Origin of the sequence: Paenibacillus lutimineralis (assembly GCF_003991425.1) — a bacterium.
GTDB classification, from domain to species: Bacteria; Bacillota; Bacilli; order Paenibacillales; family Paenibacillaceae; genus Fontibacillus; species Fontibacillus lutimineralis.
Window position 1 is genome coordinate 199,199 of sequence record NZ_CP034346.1, and the last position, 15,052, is coordinate 214,250.

Annotated in this window: 14 protein-coding genes; 12 read left to right on the forward strand and 2 right to left on the reverse strand. The window is 46.2% G+C overall.

Features of this window, described 5'->3' with window-relative positions; all coding sequences use genetic code 11:
• Window positions 1-10 precede the first annotated feature (10 nt).
• From EI981_RS00940 to EI981_RS00975, 8 genes are all read left to right on the forward strand, one after another.
• Complete coding sequence (locus EI981_RS00940) at window positions 11-955, forward strand: gluconeogenesis factor YvcK family protein (protein ID WP_127004219.1); 945 nt, start codon at window positions 11-13, stop codon at window positions 953-955.
• A 5-nt stretch (window positions 956-960) separates the two neighbouring features.
• Complete coding sequence (gene whiA, locus EI981_RS00945; protein WP_126994628.1) at window positions 961-1,890, forward strand: DNA-binding protein WhiA; 930 nt, start codon at window positions 961-963, stop codon at window positions 1,888-1,890.
• 89 nt (window positions 1,891-1,979) lie between these two features.
• Window positions 1,980-2,249, forward strand: a complete 270-nt coding sequence (locus EI981_RS00950; RefSeq protein WP_068779183.1) for an HPr family phosphocarrier protein — start codon at window positions 1,980-1,982, stop codon at window positions 2,247-2,249.
• Between the two features lie 148 nt (window positions 2,250-2,397).
• Window positions 2,398-3,147, forward strand: coding sequence for an SIMPL domain-containing protein (locus EI981_RS00955; RefSeq protein ID WP_127004221.1), 750 nt, complete (start codon window positions 2,398-2,400; stop codon window positions 3,145-3,147).
• A gap of 583 nt (window positions 3,148-3,730) precedes the next feature.
• Window positions 3,731-4,699, forward strand: a complete 969-nt coding sequence (locus EI981_RS00960) for an ABC transporter ATP-binding protein (RefSeq protein ID WP_126994630.1) — start codon at window positions 3,731-3,733, stop codon at window positions 4,697-4,699.
• Window positions 4,696-5,544: an ABC transporter permease gene (locus EI981_RS00965; RefSeq protein WP_126994632.1), complete on the forward strand. Its 849-nt coding sequence runs from the start codon at window positions 4,696-4,698 to the stop codon at window positions 5,542-5,544. The genes EI981_RS00960 and EI981_RS00965 overlap by 4 nt, the downstream gene beginning before the upstream one ends.
• Complete coding sequence (locus tag EI981_RS00970) at window positions 5,544-6,350, forward strand: ABC transporter permease (protein ID WP_126994634.1); 807 nt, start codon at window positions 5,544-5,546, stop codon at window positions 6,348-6,350. The genes EI981_RS00965 and EI981_RS00970 overlap by 1 nt, the downstream gene beginning before the upstream one ends.
• A 714-nt stretch (window positions 6,351-7,064) precedes the next feature.
• Window positions 7,065-8,102 carry an ABC transporter substrate-binding protein gene (locus EI981_RS00975; RefSeq protein WP_193556471.1) on the forward strand — a complete coding sequence of 346 codons (1,038 nt, stop codon included), beginning with the start codon at window positions 7,065-7,067 and terminating at the stop codon, window positions 8,100-8,102.
• A 100-nt stretch (window positions 8,103-8,202) separates the two neighbouring features.
• On the opposite strand, the gene EI981_RS00980 is transcribed toward EI981_RS00975, so the two are convergent.
• A complete protein-coding gene (locus tag EI981_RS00980) occupies window positions 8,203-9,405 on the reverse strand; it encodes a DUF418 domain-containing protein (RefSeq protein WP_227011637.1) in 1,203 nt (400 codons plus the stop codon).
• Window positions 9,406-9,535: 130 nt separating this feature from the next.
• Here EI981_RS00980 and EI981_RS00985 point away from each other — a divergent pair, with 130 nt between their 5' ends.
• From EI981_RS00985 to EI981_RS29330, 4 genes are all read left to right on the forward strand, one after another.
• Window positions 9,536-10,249: a response regulator transcription factor gene (locus EI981_RS00985; RefSeq protein WP_126994638.1), complete on the forward strand. Its 714-nt coding sequence runs from the start codon at window positions 9,536-9,538 to the stop codon at window positions 10,247-10,249.
• Window positions 10,246-12,036: a HAMP domain-containing sensor histidine kinase gene (locus tag EI981_RS00990; RefSeq protein ID WP_126994641.1), complete on the forward strand. Its 1,791-nt coding sequence runs from the start codon at window positions 10,246-10,248 to the stop codon at window positions 12,034-12,036. The genes EI981_RS00985 and EI981_RS00990 overlap by 4 nt, the downstream gene beginning before the upstream one ends.
• Window positions 12,037-12,038: 2 nt before the next feature.
• On the forward strand, window positions 12,039-12,731 hold the full coding sequence (locus EI981_RS00995; protein WP_126994643.1) for a YqeB family protein: 693 nt from the start codon (window positions 12,039-12,041) through the stop codon (window positions 12,729-12,731).
• A gap of 382 nt (window positions 12,732-13,113) precedes the next feature.
• The gene (locus tag EI981_RS29330; RefSeq protein ID WP_126994645.1) at window positions 13,114-14,262 is read left to right on the forward strand and encodes a PdaC/SigV domain-containing protein; all 1,149 of its coding nucleotides are present in this window, start codon (window positions 13,114-13,116) and stop codon (window positions 14,260-14,262) included.
• A gap of 73 nt (window positions 14,263-14,335) precedes the next feature.
• Here EI981_RS29330 and clpP read toward each other — a convergent pair whose 3' ends face one another.
• Window positions 14,336-14,923 carry an ATP-dependent Clp endopeptidase proteolytic subunit ClpP gene (gene clpP, locus EI981_RS01005; RefSeq protein ID WP_126994647.1) on the reverse strand — a complete coding sequence of 196 codons (588 nt, stop codon included), beginning with the start codon at window positions 14,921-14,923 and terminating at the stop codon, window positions 14,336-14,338.
• Window positions 14,924-15,052: the final 129 nt, after the last annotated feature.

Below are 15,052 nucleotides of genomic sequence, written 5' to 3' on the forward strand. Positions count from 1 at the left end.
AATTGTGGTGATGGGCGGGGGAACTGGCCTATCTGTCATGCTCCGCGGATTAAAGCACAAACCTATAGATATAACAGCGATTGTTACTGTCGCCGACGATGGGGGCAGCTCAGGTATTTTACGGAACGAGCTGCATATGCCCCCTCCAGGTGATATTCGCAACGTATTAACTGCGCTGGCGGATGTAGAGCCACTGCTGTCTGATATGTTGAATTATCGCTTCTCATCAGGTTCCGGACTTGCAGGACACAGTTTGGGAAATCTTATTCTTGCTGCCATCACGGACATCTCGGGTGATTTCGTGACGGCGGTACGTGAGCTTAGCCGCGTATTTGCCGTCCGTGGACGGGTGCTTCCGGCTGCGGACCAAGCGGTTATTCTACATGCGGAGATGGAAGATGGTGCGATTGTTACTGGGGAATCGAAAATCCCTGAAGCGGGAGGCAAGATCAAACGGATCTTCCTGGAGCCAGAGATCGTTGAGCCTCTGCCGGAGGCTGTAGAGGCGATTCAGGATGCCGATGCGATATTGATCGGCCCGGGTAGCTTGTATACGAGTATCATTCCGAATCTGCTCGTACCCAAGCTGGCTGAGGCGGTTCTGGAGAACAAGAACGCAATCAAGATCTTTGTCTGTAACGTGATGACCCAGCCAGGCGAGACGGATGACTATACGGTCAGCGATCATTTGAAGGCCGTATATGAGCATGTCGGACATCATCTGTTCGATTATGTCATCGTCAATGACGGCGAGATCCCTACACAGGTGCAGGACTATTATGCCGAGAAGGGCGCCAAGCCGGTTCAGATCGACTGGGATGTCGTAACGAGCCGCGGCTATAAGGTGATTGCTGATACGCTAGTGATGTTCCGCAGATATTTAAGGCATGATGCGGACAAACTAAGCCATCATATATATCAGCTTGTACAGGACTGGATTACACGAAAGGGGTGAGTTCCTTGTCGTTTGCGGCGCAAACCAAAAAAGAATTAACCTTGGTCGAGGCGGAACCCTGCTGCGAGAAGGCTGAGTTATCCGCCCTGATTCGCATGAACGGTTCAGTTCAAGTTTCGAATAAAAAGGTTGTTTTGGATATCTCTACGGAAAACGCCGCGATTGCTAGGCGAATATATTCCTTGTTGAAGAAGCACTTCCAGATCCATACGGAGCTGCTTGTCCGCAAGAAGATGCGGTTGAAGAAGAACAATGTGTACATTGTACGTATTCCAGTTCGAGTCGAAGAGATTTTGAAGGAACTGCACATCGTATCTGAGGGTTTTATTTTTACAGATGGGATTAATACGGAGCTTACTCGGAAAAACTGTTGTAAGAGAGCTTACTTACGAGGCGCTTTCATGGCAGGCGGATCGGTGAACAACCCGGAAGGCTCCTCCTATCACTTGGAGATTGCTTCAATGTATGAAGAGCACTGCCGGGCGCTTGTCGATTTGGCCAATGAATTCCATCTGAACGCTCGCTGCATTGAGCGTAAGAAGGGCTTCATCTTCTACATCAAGGAAGGCGAGAAGATTATTGAACTGTTGAATATTATCGGTGCGCATCAAGCGTTATTCAAGTTCGAAGATGTACGAATTATGCGAGATATGCGTAATTCGGTCAACCGAATCGTCAACTGCGAGACGGCGAATCTGAACAAGACGATTGGGGCAGCGGTAAGACAGATCGATAATATCAAGCTGTTGGAGCGGGAGGTCGGTCTGGAGAATCTGCCGGACAAGCTGCGTGAGGTAGCTGAGGTACGGCTAGCCCACCCAGATATGAATTTGAAGGAAGTCGGTGAATTGCTCAAAGGAACAGTTAGTAAATCCGGCGTAAATCACCGTCTGCGCAAAATTGATGAGATGGCGGAAAAAATTCGCAACGCCTGAATTTGTTCTGCTAGTGTGCTACTGGTGTGTATGCTATAATAATATAATAAAAACTGTTGATTGATAATGTAATAGGGGGGTATAGGTTTATGATCAAGAACCCAGTTGTTGTAAAATTGAAGACTGGTCTGCACGCCCGTCCAGCGGCGTTGTTCGTTCAGGAAGCGAATAAATATTCTTCTGAAATCTTCGTTGAAAAAGACGATAAAAAAGTGAATGCTAAAAGTATCATGGGCATTATGAGTCTCGCGATCAGTACCGGTACGGAAATCTACATCAGTGCTGAAGGTGCGGACGCCGAACAGGCTGCAAACGCTTTAATCAACCTGGTTAGCAAGGAAGAATTGGAGAACCAATAATCGCCTTTTTTCTCTACGACAAGAGCTAGAAGGACCTCTGTTCAATAATTTTGAATAGGGGTCTTTTTATTTATATTTAAACCCTGCAACATTTCTCAGCAATCTTCGTTTAGTAGTTAGAATTAACCAAGTAATGGAGGGTATAATGATGAGAAAATGGTTGAAGCCCGTAGGAGTAGTTATGATCACAGGAACACTGCTGCTTGGAGGACAGGTATTTGGCGGAGTATTCCAGGCCACTCCAGCCTATGCGGATGAGGTGCAGAAGAACGTGATTAATGTAGTCGGCAATGGAGAAATTACGGTGAAGCCGGATGTCGCTTATCTCTCAATCGGTGTTGAGACGCAAGCCAAGACTGCAAAAGAAGCACAAAGCGCGAATGCTGCCAAGGTTGCTCAAGTGAATAAGGTGCTCAAAGAGACTTGGAAGATCGATAGCAAGGATCTGAAGACAGGGCAGTTCTATGTACAGCCGAATTATACGTATAACGAGAAAGACGGCCAGAAATTGACGGGTTATACAGCAACGCATACATTGAGCGTTACTTATCGTGATCTGGAGAAGGTTGGAGCATTACTCGACGCAGCTACAGAGGCTGGAGCTAACCGTATCGACAATATCCACTTCAGTGTAGAGAATTCAGACCAGTATTTGGCCGAGGTGATTCAGAAGGCGATGAATAATGCCAATGTGAAGGCTAACGCCATTGCCAAGGCTGCGAACCGTCAGTTAGGTACGGCGTTGAACATTACCCAGTCGGGTGGTAACGTATCGCTGTACACACAAAATTATGTGATGAAGGATATGGCTATGCCAGCTGCTGATGCAGGGACATCTGTTGAGCCAGGTGAGATTACGGTTTCTACTTCTTTAAGTATTACTTATGAAATGAAATAAGAAGCTATCGCGAGTTAACAAAGGGGTATGCAGCGATTTAAACGCGGTATGCCTCTTTTTATGTCTTACAATTTAGCAGCTTATTTTTGGACAGACAGGGGATATTATTAACAAACAAGAGGGGTAAATCCATTTTGCGTATAAAGTGGACAAATATTTTGTCGATTCAGTCAATTATTCGGGGAATTCCTGTCCGGTGACTTAGAAAAGTGTTGTAACTGAGTCTAAAAAAAGGTATAGTGTATATTGCAAAAATGAATCAATAGACCTGTGAAAGCCATACCAATGGATATGGCTTTTTTTTCTTAAAGAGGCAGTTCAGAAAGTCCTCTTTTGATCACGAAGCTATTCAGGGAGCTTATTCGGCATCGAATCTTGAATTCAGCCGGGCCTAAGCGAATGCTTACGAAGTCATGTTTCCTACGGAAACATCTTAGGTACTCACGTACAAACTACGTACTCTGCGCTCCTTTCGTCCCTAGCTTCATCCAACCGTTCTCGGTGCTGAAAACTTGACTTTCTGAACTTTCATTTGAAAGAGGACTTTGAGACATCCATTACTTCTAAAGGAGTTGATGCATACATGATTGAACTGGCTGGGGTTGAGAAGCACTTTGCAGGACAAGTTGTAGTGCATCCGCTATCGCTTACGATTAAGGAAGGGGAATTCCTGACCTTGTTGGGTCCGAGCGGCTGTGGCAAGACGACGATTCTTCGCATGATCGCGGGATTTGAGCAACCTTCGAAAGGCAGAATATTACTCGATGGTGCAGATCTGACGAAGCTGCCTCCAAATCAACGGGATTTGAACCTTGTCTTTCAACATTATGCTTTATTTCCGCATATGACGGTAGAAGATAATATTGATTTTGGACTAAAAATGAAAAAGCTGCCTGCCAAAGAGCGGCGTGAACGAATAGAAGAAGCGGTGGCCATGACACAATTGACCCCGCTTACGAAGCGTTATCCGCATCAATTGTCGGGCGGACAACAGCAGCGTGTTGCAATTGCTCGCGCGATTGCTAATAAACCCAAGGTACTGCTTCTGGACGAACCGCTAGGTGCACTTGACTTGCAACTGCGTAAGAATCTTCAGTCTGAATTGAAGCATTTGCAGCGCAGCCTTGGGATTACGTTTGTATATGTGACGCATGACCAGGATGAAGCAATGATGATGTCAGACCGGATCGTAATTATGAACAACGGTCAAGTGGAGCAAATTGGTACACCTCGCGAGGTGTACGCTAAGCCAACAACGCTCTTCGCGGCTACCTTCATCGGGGAGAACAACATCTTATCCGAAGATGGACGATTGTTCGCAGTACGGCCGGAGAAGCTTCGCGGTACTCATGATCTCGATGGAGCGATGCGTACGGGAGAGATCGTCGACGTACAATATCTGGGAAGCATCCATAAAGTCATCGTCCAGCTTGATGAGGAACCGATGACTGTGTCGATTGTACTCGATTCAGAAGACACCCAAGAATGGGTAGTCGGAGGGAGAATCGGAGTGCTTTGGGACACCCGGGATGAGGTGAATATCGGGTCATGAGGAAGTCGAACCTAAGCCTCCTGCCGGTATTTTTATGGTTATTCCTGTTCCTGATCTTACCGATGCTGATGGTGGTGGGCATTTCCTTCATGGACCGTGATGAGCTCGGGAATGTGATCTATCATTTCAATCTGAACTCTTATGCGACGTTCTTTGATCCATTATATCTAGGCATCTACTGGGATACGATCGTATTGTCCGTCGTGACTACGGTGATATGTCTTCTGCTGAGCTATCCACTCGCATATTATATCGCCAATGCAGGCCCGAGGATGCAGACCTGGGGACTCGTGATGATTACGATCCCGTTCTGGATTAACTTCTTGATCCGCACATATGCTTGGGTGCTGTTACTCCGAACCCAAGGCGTCGTGAATTCATTGTTGCTCGATCTAGGCTTCATTCAGGAGCCACTGCAAATGCTATACACAAAAGGGGCCGTATTCCTAGGGATGGTATATACTTTTATCCCTTTCATGGTGCTGCCAATTTATGTGGCTCTCGAGCAAATGGATAAGAAGCTGCTGGAGGCGGCCAGCGATCTAGGGGCTACCCCGTGGAAATCGTTCTGGCATATTACTCTGCCGCAGACCAAATCGGGGATTATGACCGGTGCGGTTCTTGTGTATGTCTCGACGACGGGGATGTTCGTCGTTACGGACATTCTCGGTGGGGCCAAATCGGCGATGATTAGTAACATTATTCAGAGTCAATTCTTAGGGGCGCGGAACTGGCCATTTGGGTCGGCCTTGTCCGTTATATTCGTCATTACTTCGCTAATTATGATTGCTCTCTTTAACCGGGCAATGACATCTAGACATTTGAAAGTGAAGGAGGAGAGCTAATGAAGAGCAAGAATCATCCGCTTCTCGGCATTCACTCCTTACTGATGATGATCTTTATTTATATCCCGATCATTATCATTATCGTATATTCATTCAACAGCTCTCGTCTGGCTTCAAGCTGGAGTGGCTTTACGTTCGATTGGTATATCTCTTTGTTCGATAACAGCTACGTTATGGAAGCTTTGACGAACACGCTAATTGTTGCAGTGGTATCCACATTGGTATCTACGGTGCTGGGTACACTGTCGGCCTTATCGATTCGCAAGGCAAGAAAGAAAATAAAGGCAGGGATGGGTGGCTTAATATACTTGCCAATCATTATCCCGGATATTATTATGGGTTTGTCGCTGTTAATGCTGTTCACCCAGTTCCATATTCCGCTCGGAAGATTGACAATCATTATTGCGCATATTACCTTTAGTATTTCTTATGTGCATGTCGTAGTCTCCACACGTCTGGCCGGGATGAAGGATGGTCTGGAAGAGGCAGCTCAGGATCTAGGCGCGGGGGCGTGGCAGACGTTCCGTTTGGTTACGATGCCGCAGATCCTACCGGGTATCATCTCAGGGGCGATCATTGCGTTTACGATGTCGCTGGATGACTTCATGGTTAGCTTCTTCGTCAGCGGTCCAAATTCGACAACTCTGCCGATTTATATCTATGGACAGGTGAAAAGGGGTATTTCCCCGGAAATTAACGCATTATGTACGATATTGATTATCGTCAGCGTGACATTGATATTCCTGGCCCAATTTATTTTGAATAAGGGTAAGGGGCAAAAGAAGCAATCTGTACTTCCTTTCTAGAGAGGTAGTTCAAAAAGCCGCTTTTGATAAGAAAACCGATCGAAGTTATTCAAGGGTGAGCGACCGCGATTCAAAGGTAGGTTTTCTTGCGATATAGAATTTCATCAGCTACGCTGATAACGAATAAATTCTATATCTAACACGAAGTAACACTGAAAGCATATTCGACATCGAATCTTGAATTCAGTCGGGCCTTCCGGTGCTCACGTACAAACTACGTACGCTGCGCTCCTCAGTCCCTAGCTTCATCCAACCTTCTCGGTGCTGAAAACCGTCTTTTTGAACCTATACTGGAAGAGGAAGTTCAAAAAGCCGCTTTTGATAAGAAAACCGATCGAAGTCATTCAAGGATGAGCGACCGCGATTCAAAGGTAGGTTTTCTTGCGATATAGAATTTCATCAGCTACGCTGATAACGAATAAATTCTATATCTAACACGAAGTAACACTGAAAGCTTATTCGACATCGAATCTTGAATTCAGCCGGGCCTAAGCAAATGCTTACGGAGTAATGTTTCCTATGGAAACATCTCAGGTACTCACGTACCAACTACGTACGCTGCGCTCCTCAGTCCCTAGCTTCACCCAACCAAACCGACTTTTTGAACCTATTTGGAAGAGGTAGTTCAGGAGTTCGCTTTTGATTACGAAGTAAGAAAACTTTTTAAATATAATAAAGTTTTATGAAAGAGAGGAGATAAAGGAATTGAAAAGAATGAAGTGGGCTGGCTTGTTGCTGGCAGTAATGATGGTAGTTGGTTTGTTGTCCGGTTGCGGATCGTCTAAGGAGACGTTGAACATCTACAGTTGGGCAGACAATTTCGATATGGACGTCATTAAGGATTTTGAGAAGCAATACAATGTCAAGGTGAAGTATGATGTGTTCGCGAACAATGAGGACCTTCTGGCCAAGATCAAGGCAGGGGGTACGGGGTATGATCTGATTCAGCCTTCCGATTACATGGTTGAGACGATGATCAAGCAGAATTTGCTCGCTCCGCTCGATATGAACAACATTCCGAACTTTGAGAATATTGCTGATGCCTATAAGAATCCAACATTTGATCCTGGAAATAAATATTCCATCGTCTATATGTCAGGCGTAACGGGTATTGCTTACAATACAAAGTACGTTAAGGATGAAATTGATAGCTGGGAAGATCTCTGGGATCCTAAATATAAAGGCAAGGTTATTCTACTCGACGATAATCGTGAGATCATCGGAATGGCATTGAAGAAAGCCGGACATTCCAATAGCTCGAAGGATGAGTCGGAGATTACTGCAGCTGTTAACGATCTGAAGACACTACTGCCAAGCGTGCTCGCTTTTGATACAGATAATATTAAGCAAAAAATGATTCAGGAAGAGGGCTGGATCGGTACTGTATGGTCCGGGGATGCTTCCTTCATTGCTAAGGACAATCCGGATATCGCCTTCGTTATTCCGAAGGAAGGTAGTACAATCTTTGCGGATAACTATGCGATTCCTAAGGATGCCAAGCATAAGGAACTGGCCGAGAAGTTCATTAACTTCATGCTTGAGCCTGAAGTAAGTGCGAAGAACTATGAATCCATCGGATACAGTGATCCGAATAAGAATGCTACTCCGTTCCATAGTGCGGAATACAATGCTGACAAGATGATTAACTTGTCTGAGGACGAATTGTCACGTACAGAGTGGCTCGGCGATGTAGGCGATAAATTGAGTCTGTACGACCGGTTCTGGACTGAACTGAAGAGCGGTCGGGAATAAATCACGGATAGATTATAAGAATAGGCCTTCCCTTAAGCAGTTGAATGCTGAGGGAGGGCCTTTTTTGAGTCTCGTTTCAGATATTTACTATAAAAAAAGTTTACATTTCTACGGCTGGAGTGGTCTTCTTCCGCTTCGCCTTGCCGCTGAACGAGAAATAGGTCCACATACGCATAATCCGTTCAATCGCGCCAGATTTGAAGTGAGAATTATACCAAATGCTTACAAGCATCTGTAAGGCATAGATCAAGAACGCCAGTGCGCAGCCTAGAATAATGCCTATTTTACCGAACCAGCCTAATCCGTAGCCATAGAAAATCGTTGTGCAGATCACAGTTTGCATCAAATAGTTGGTGAGCGACAGCTTGCCTACAGCTTCAAAATATTCAAATAACCGTGACGAGGAGAATTTGGAATAGGTAAAGGCAAAAGCCATCATGTAGCCGATGGACAACAGGCTTCCTCCAACCAGCAGTCCAGTTCCCGCACCGATCTCCTCAGGATACAGGAGGTTGTATGATTTGAACAGAAGTCCAAGCGGTAGAAAAATCAGCATATATTTGCGGTAGATTGCGCCTTTCTGTTCAGGATCGGCAAACCACTGTCTTTTCGCAGCATACATGCCAAGCAGAAATAAAGGCATATGCAGCATCGGTGCAATCATGGTTAAAACCAACATTTCTGCTGGTGATTTGCCCATTGGATCGGCGGTTGCTCGATCATGCTTGATCTCCGCATAGCTTCCTTCGGCGTAAAGCGTAACTGTATTTTTAACATATGCCTCTATGCGCTGGTTCGTTTCCTGAGTACTCTTGGCTTCTTTATTTCCCGGAAATATCCCTAATAACCCCACCAATGTGAGCAAAACACAGGACCAAATGATCAGTGTCTTGGGTTTACGGTTCATAAAAATGAGAAGCAAAACCCCAATCATACCATAATAGAGCAAAATATCTCCTTCCCACAGAAAGGTACTGTGAAGGAACCCAATAACCCCTAGCAAAGCGAATCTGCGTAGTAAAGGCAGGCCAGCCTTCCTTTTCTTTGCGTTCAGGCTTTCTTTCATTTTAATCATGCCAAATCCGAATACAAACGTAAAAATCGGCATAAAACTTCCTTCTACTAACAATTGAACGAATTTATGAGCCGTTGATTCGACGGTTGTTACATGAAATAGATGAAGCAAATCCTTCCCATGCATCCCGTACTGAAAAATCAGCATATTGGCAAGTAGAATGCCAAGGAGACTGAACCCGCGTAAACAATCGATCAAACGTATCCTTTTACTTTTCAAATTGATCACCTCGGAATCAGTCTAACAGTGGGCATTGAACCGGAAATAAAGTTCAGCTTAACATTTGTTGAACAGCCAAAAATTTGTTTAGCTCGAATTAAGATCCGTCTGGTACAATGCTGTCTGAGGTGGTTATCAGATGTATAATGCCAAGATTCTGTTGGTTGATGATGAAAAGGCGATTGTTCAATTAATTGAAATGGTGCTGCGCAAGGAGGGCTTCCGCCATATTTATACGGCGTATAACGGTAAGGAAGCTTTGGAGATCGTTAAGCGTCACATGATAGATATTATTTTGCTGGATGTCATGCTGCCCGATCAGACGGGCTTCGATTTATGTCCGCAAATTCGTAATGCTTCTGATGCCCATATTATTTATTTAACGGCTCGAACTTCGGATCTCGATGTGTTGACAGGTTTTGCGACTGGCGGGGATGACTACGTGACCAAGCCGTTTAACCCGCTGGAGATCGCCGCCCGTGTGAAGGCAAGGCTGCGTAGAGGTGTTGTAACGCCTATACCGTCTAGACTGGAGGAGAGTCGCAGCCGTTACGAATTTGGCCGATTTGTTCTCGATGAGTTTTCGGGCATGCTGCTCGTAGAAGGTCAGGAGGTCCCTTGCCCAGCTCAGGCATATCAACTGCTGTTGTTCCTGTGCAAGCATCCCGGCATCGTCTTCTCGAAGGCGCAGCTCTATGAAGAGGTATGGGGAATGGACGGACTTGGGGATGACAACACCGTAATGGTGCATATTCGCAAGATTCGTGAGCGGATCGAAAAGGATCCGGGCAATCCCGAATACCTGCTGACGGTCCGCGGCCTCGGTTACAAGCTGGTGAAGGTGAGCATATGAGGAAGATCAGAACCCGTCTTGCCCTGCATTTTACCTATCAGCTATTGCTGCAGTGGGTGTTGATTATGCTGACCATGACGATTCTATTGCTGATCTTGTTCAACTATTTAGCCAACAACGATTTGAAGCGCACCTTCTCTACAGGGGCCGTGGATGCGATCAAGTCGGAGACCTTTATTCATAATGATGAAGTGAAGATGAACCGTCGCTGGAAGAATTTATTGAACGAGCAGGGATATTGGCTTCAGGTCGTCAATGATGCAGGGCGTGTGATTTATTCCTTGAATGCACCTACGGATTTGAAGACGATATACGGGGCTACGGAGCTGCTGAATATTCAGGAGACGCGCCGGTTTGATTCCTACCGGGTGATGGCCTCGCTGGAACCGGAGACGGATGGTTCGAAATCTGTCCTATATTTATTGGGAAGACAGGATCTGGGTACGAAGCTGCTGGATGAATGGTATCAGAAGTATAACCGGAACGGGCTAGTTCGAGAGGATGCCATGGCAGGGCTGGAGCAGCAGTTGGATGGCAATGACGATTATTTGCAGGTCGTGGATAAAGACGGGGTAATACTGCAATCTATCGGGCACTCGGACAATAGTGAAATAAATAGATATCAACCCCTTGACTTGGTGTCGATTCGCTCGGAGCCAGGCATCTATCCGACGGAATTATCAGCTCAGTATGATGGCGATACAGGCTATACTTGGCTACTGCATCAAGGTAAACCAGGGCGGACTATAGAGAAACAGTCAATTTTTTATGACATTATCTTGGCACTTGTTATTTTTGGGGCCGGTGTCATGGTGGTGACGTTGGCGGTGTCGATCTGGCATGGATACCGTTACGGGCAACCGCTAACTCTGTTCGCCAGCTGGTTCGAACGGATGAGCGAGGGCAGGTACAGTGAAGCGCTGACGGAGAAGGAACGTAAGAAGGTATTCCGGCGTAACGGCAAAATCCGCATGCGGTACAGACTTTATAAAGAGGTTATCGCTGGATTTTACGAAATGGCTACCAAGCTGGATGCCTCACAGCGGGATCGTAGGCTGCTGGAACAAACTCGGGAGGAGTGGATGGTCGGCATTTCCCATGATCTGAGGACGCCGCTATCGTCGATTCAAGGTTATGGTCATCTGTTGGAGAGCGGACAATTCACCTGGAATGAAGCCGAGCTGAAAGAGATGGGCAAGGTCATCCGGGAAAAAGGCGATTTTATGCTGGAGCTGCTCCAGGATTTCTCGTTAACCTTTCAGATTAAAAACAATGCAGAACGAATGGTGCTGGAGCCGATTGAGATGAACGAGTTCGTTCGTCGTTCTGTCCTCCGGTATGTCAATGATGCTACGATTGATACGGCAATGTTCTCTTATGAGGAATATGACGATGAACTGACTATAATGGCAAATCCAAAGTGGTTCCGGCGTATGCTGGACAACATTATTACCAATGCCGTGAAGCACAATCCTGAGGGAACGGAGATCACAGTAAGCACCGGTGCTGAGGGAGATTACGCCTGGATTTGTGTATCAGACAATGGCCAGGGAATGGATGAAGATACGCGGAGCAATCTGTTCGAGCGGTATTATCGTGGCACAAGTACGGATGAGACAACCGATGGTGCAGGCCTGGGCATGAGTATCGCCCAAGCGATCGTAATTGCCCATAAAGGGCAGATTCGGGTAGAGTCGGAGCCGCAGCAGGGTGCCAAGGTGATCATGAAGTTCCCGCGGAAAATAACGAAAGAAACGGCAGATGGTTGTTCAGGAAGGGGAGAATAACGTTGCATAATCAATCGCAATGGACGGAGCTAGGGGTCTCCAGGAAGGACAAAATAATAATTTGGACATTGTTTCCGATTCTCGGGGCAGTGGCTGGCTGGTTTATTCCAGTGCTGGCCAAATGGGTAGTAGCATTACCGTGGTTTCCTTTTCAGGGGCTGTTCAAGTTGATCTCTTCTATGCACGGGGCATGGGGATCGACCGTGATGACGGTGCTTGGCTTTGTTGGCGGAGGGGTTCTTGCCATGATTGCTGTTAAGGAAAGTTTGCAGATTCGTCTCTCTGATCGGGAAGTCCGGTTGAAGATTCACGATGAGGAGCGAGTCTTCGAGAGGCAGGAGGTGTCCGCAATCTTTCTGGATCATAAGCAGTTGGTCCTCTTAGATATGAATGGTCGCGAACTTCTCCGGGAAGAAGCGGATGGGAAGCCAAAAGCTTTAGCTGAGGCGTTCATCCGGGCTGGATATGACTGGCGGGAGCGAGACCCATTTGCTCATGAATATGCGCGATGGGTAGCCGATACTCCAGGGCTGTCCCCAGGTGCAAACGCATTATTCCTAGCAAGGGAGAAAGCTATCGGTAGAGATGATAAAGAGGATGCAGAGGATTTGCGCCAGGAGCTTTCCAAGTTGGGTGTTACGGTTCGTGACGAAAAAAAGCGGCAGTATTGGCGCATGCATGGACGAAGACCCTGAGTTGATCATGCTAACGAAACTACCAATCGTTATTTGGGCATAAAGTAGCCTTTAAAAAATCTAGCGAAACAGGATATCGCTATTTGAAGAAAAAAGGTCTTTTTTAACCCCAATTAGCATGAATAACGCTCCACAGTTTCGTTAGATTTAAATAATGCGTATTTGCCTTCAATAGCGTTTCCTAGTTTCGTTAGATTAAGTCCGAAGTAGATTAAACATGTTACGGATTTCGTTCTTCCATAGGTAACTAACCCAAGCTGAATATTTTTCTCCTAGTTCTAATTATCGTCCACTATAAAAGCAACAATATGTCGTTATTTGCATGATTTATGGATGATAGGGGAAAAATTGGGATAGCTATGAAAGGAGGACGAGAAGTCCAATGACAACTAGGATCTCAAAGGTGATCGCTGCTGCTCTGGCTGTTGTGTTAATAGCTGTAATTACTATAAGCGGTCTGGAAGGCTCTGTAGCCGCATTGGCTGCTGCATCGAACAACATAACAGGTAAAACAGGCGGATCAGCGACCAAGCTGCAGGGGGCAACTGTGCGGAACTCTGACCAGGAGCCTGCTTATGTGCAGATTACCTTAAAGGGCAAGCCGCTCAAGCTGCAGGGCATACAAGGGCAACAGGATGTGCTTGTTCCGCTGGAGCTCATCGAGAGAGGATTAAAGGTAAAGGTCAAATACGATAAAGGCAGCAATCGCTACTTCTTGAGACGGGATCATGTTGTAGTCCAACTTACCCCAAAAGAGGATGGAGCCTGGGCGGTTGTAAACGGGAGTACACAAGTGCTTCCGTATGAATGGAATGAGCTGAATGGGCAGCCTTATGTATCGGTCAAGGTGCTGACGGATCATCTGGGATTTACCTCGACCTATGATGCGTCCAAGAAGACGTTGGACCTCGTTCCACATAAGCTGAACAACATCAGAGTGACTACCCGTGTGGTCGATAAATCGATCCCGGAGGCCACGATCAAAGTGGAGTACCCTCAGGTCAGTGAATTAAAGAATAAGAGCGCAGAGCGGAAAATTAACGGTATTCTGCAGAGCAAGACGGATGAATTTATCAAGCAATCGCTGCAAGAGACGAAGTCAGGTCCTCCAGTAAGTGGACACACTTATCAATTCTTAGGCAACTATACGGTAACCTTCAATCGCGATGGGCTGTTAAGCATCCTGCTGCAATACTATTCGTACACAGAAGGAGCTCATGGCAACCCTACTCGTGAAGGCTTGACCTTCCGGCTAAGTGATGGGGAGCTGTTAACGCTCGATGAGGTGCTGAAGGATAATCCGGATTATCGTAAAATTGTCGATCCGGCGATTACCAAGCAATTGGAGGCGACCGAGGGGTACTTTGGCGGTTTCAAGACGATTGGCGAGAATCCGAGCTATTATCTGAAGAACGATGGTGTCGTAATCTTCTTGCCGTTGTACGAATATTTGCCATATGTGAACGGATTCCCTGAGTTCTATTTCCCTTTCTCAGAGCTTGGAGTGAAACCGTCGAAAATCGCTAGGTAGAAGCCCATAATGACATGAAGACAATAAGAACAGCAGGTCTGGAAGTCCAGGCCTGCTGTTCTTATTGTCCTTATTAAGCGTTAGCTTTATCGATAACCTTGTCGACCAGTCCGTATTCCATAGCTTCTACAGCACTCATGAAATTGTCACGGTCAGTATCACGCTCGATTTGCTCCAGCGGCTTGCCAGTACGTTCGGAAAGAATTCGATTCAGATTGTCGCGCATTTTGAGAATGCGGCGGGCGCGGATCTCAATATCCGTCGCTTGACCTTCTGCACCACCGAGCGGCTGGTGGATCATAATCTCACTGTTCGGCAGAGCGAATCGCTTGCCTGGTGCGCCTGCATTCAGCAGGAAAGCGCCCATGGAAGCAGCTAATCCAACGCAGATTGTAGATACATCGGATTTGATGAATTGCATCGTATCGTAAATGGCCATACCGGCAGTAATCGAACCGCCAGGGCTGTTGATGTACAAGTGAATGTCTTTGCCGGGATCTTCGGCATCCAGGAATAGCATCTGTGCAATAATAGAATTCGCTACGACGTCATTGACCTGTGTACCGAGGAAAATGATGCGGTCTTTCAGCAATCTGGAATAAATGTCGTAAGCACGTTCGCCACGGTTACTCTGTTCAACAACCATTGGAATATAACTCACCGATAAACCCTCCTTATTATTAGCCCCATAGGGAATCTTTCCCTTGGTTTCAAGTCTGTTCATATATTAGTTCGATCAATTCCAGAATTGACGGAATTGATGATTTGTAATCCCATAATAACTAATTTT

Bases quoted from the DNA above. Each gene is read 5' to 3' on its own strand.
- EI981_RS00940 (WP_127004219.1), top strand. From the start codon at position 11: ATGGGCGGGGGAACTGGCCTATCTGTCATGCTCCGCGGATTAAAGCAC.
- EI981_RS00950 (WP_068779183.1), top strand. From the start codon at position 1,980: ATGATCAAGAACCCAGTTGTTGTAAAATTGAAGACTGGTCTGCACGCC.
- EI981_RS00955 (WP_127004221.1), top strand. From the start codon at position 2,398: ATGAGAAAATGGTTGAAGCCCGTAGGAGTAGTTATGATCACAGGAACA.
- EI981_RS00960 (WP_126994630.1), top strand. From the start codon at position 3,731: ATGATTGAACTGGCTGGGGTTGAGAAGCACTTTGCAGGACAAGTTGTA.
- EI981_RS00965 (WP_126994632.1), top strand. From the start codon at position 4,696: ATGAGGAAGTCGAACCTAAGCCTCCTGCCGGTATTTTTATGGTTATTC.
- EI981_RS00970 (WP_126994634.1), top strand. From the start codon at position 5,544: ATGAAGAGCAAGAATCATCCGCTTCTCGGCATTCACTCCTTACTGATG.
- EI981_RS00975 (WP_193556471.1), top strand. From the start codon at position 7,065: ATGAAGTGGGCTGGCTTGTTGCTGGCAGTAATGATGGTAGTTGGTTTG.
- EI981_RS00985 (WP_126994638.1), top strand. From the start codon at position 9,536: ATGTATAATGCCAAGATTCTGTTGGTTGATGATGAAAAGGCGATTGTT.
- EI981_RS00990 (WP_126994641.1), top strand. From the start codon at position 10,246: ATGAGGAAGATCAGAACCCGTCTTGCCCTGCATTTTACCTATCAGCTA.
- EI981_RS29330 (WP_126994645.1), top strand. From the start codon at position 13,114: ATGACAACTAGGATCTCAAAGGTGATCGCTGCTGCTCTGGCTGTTGTG.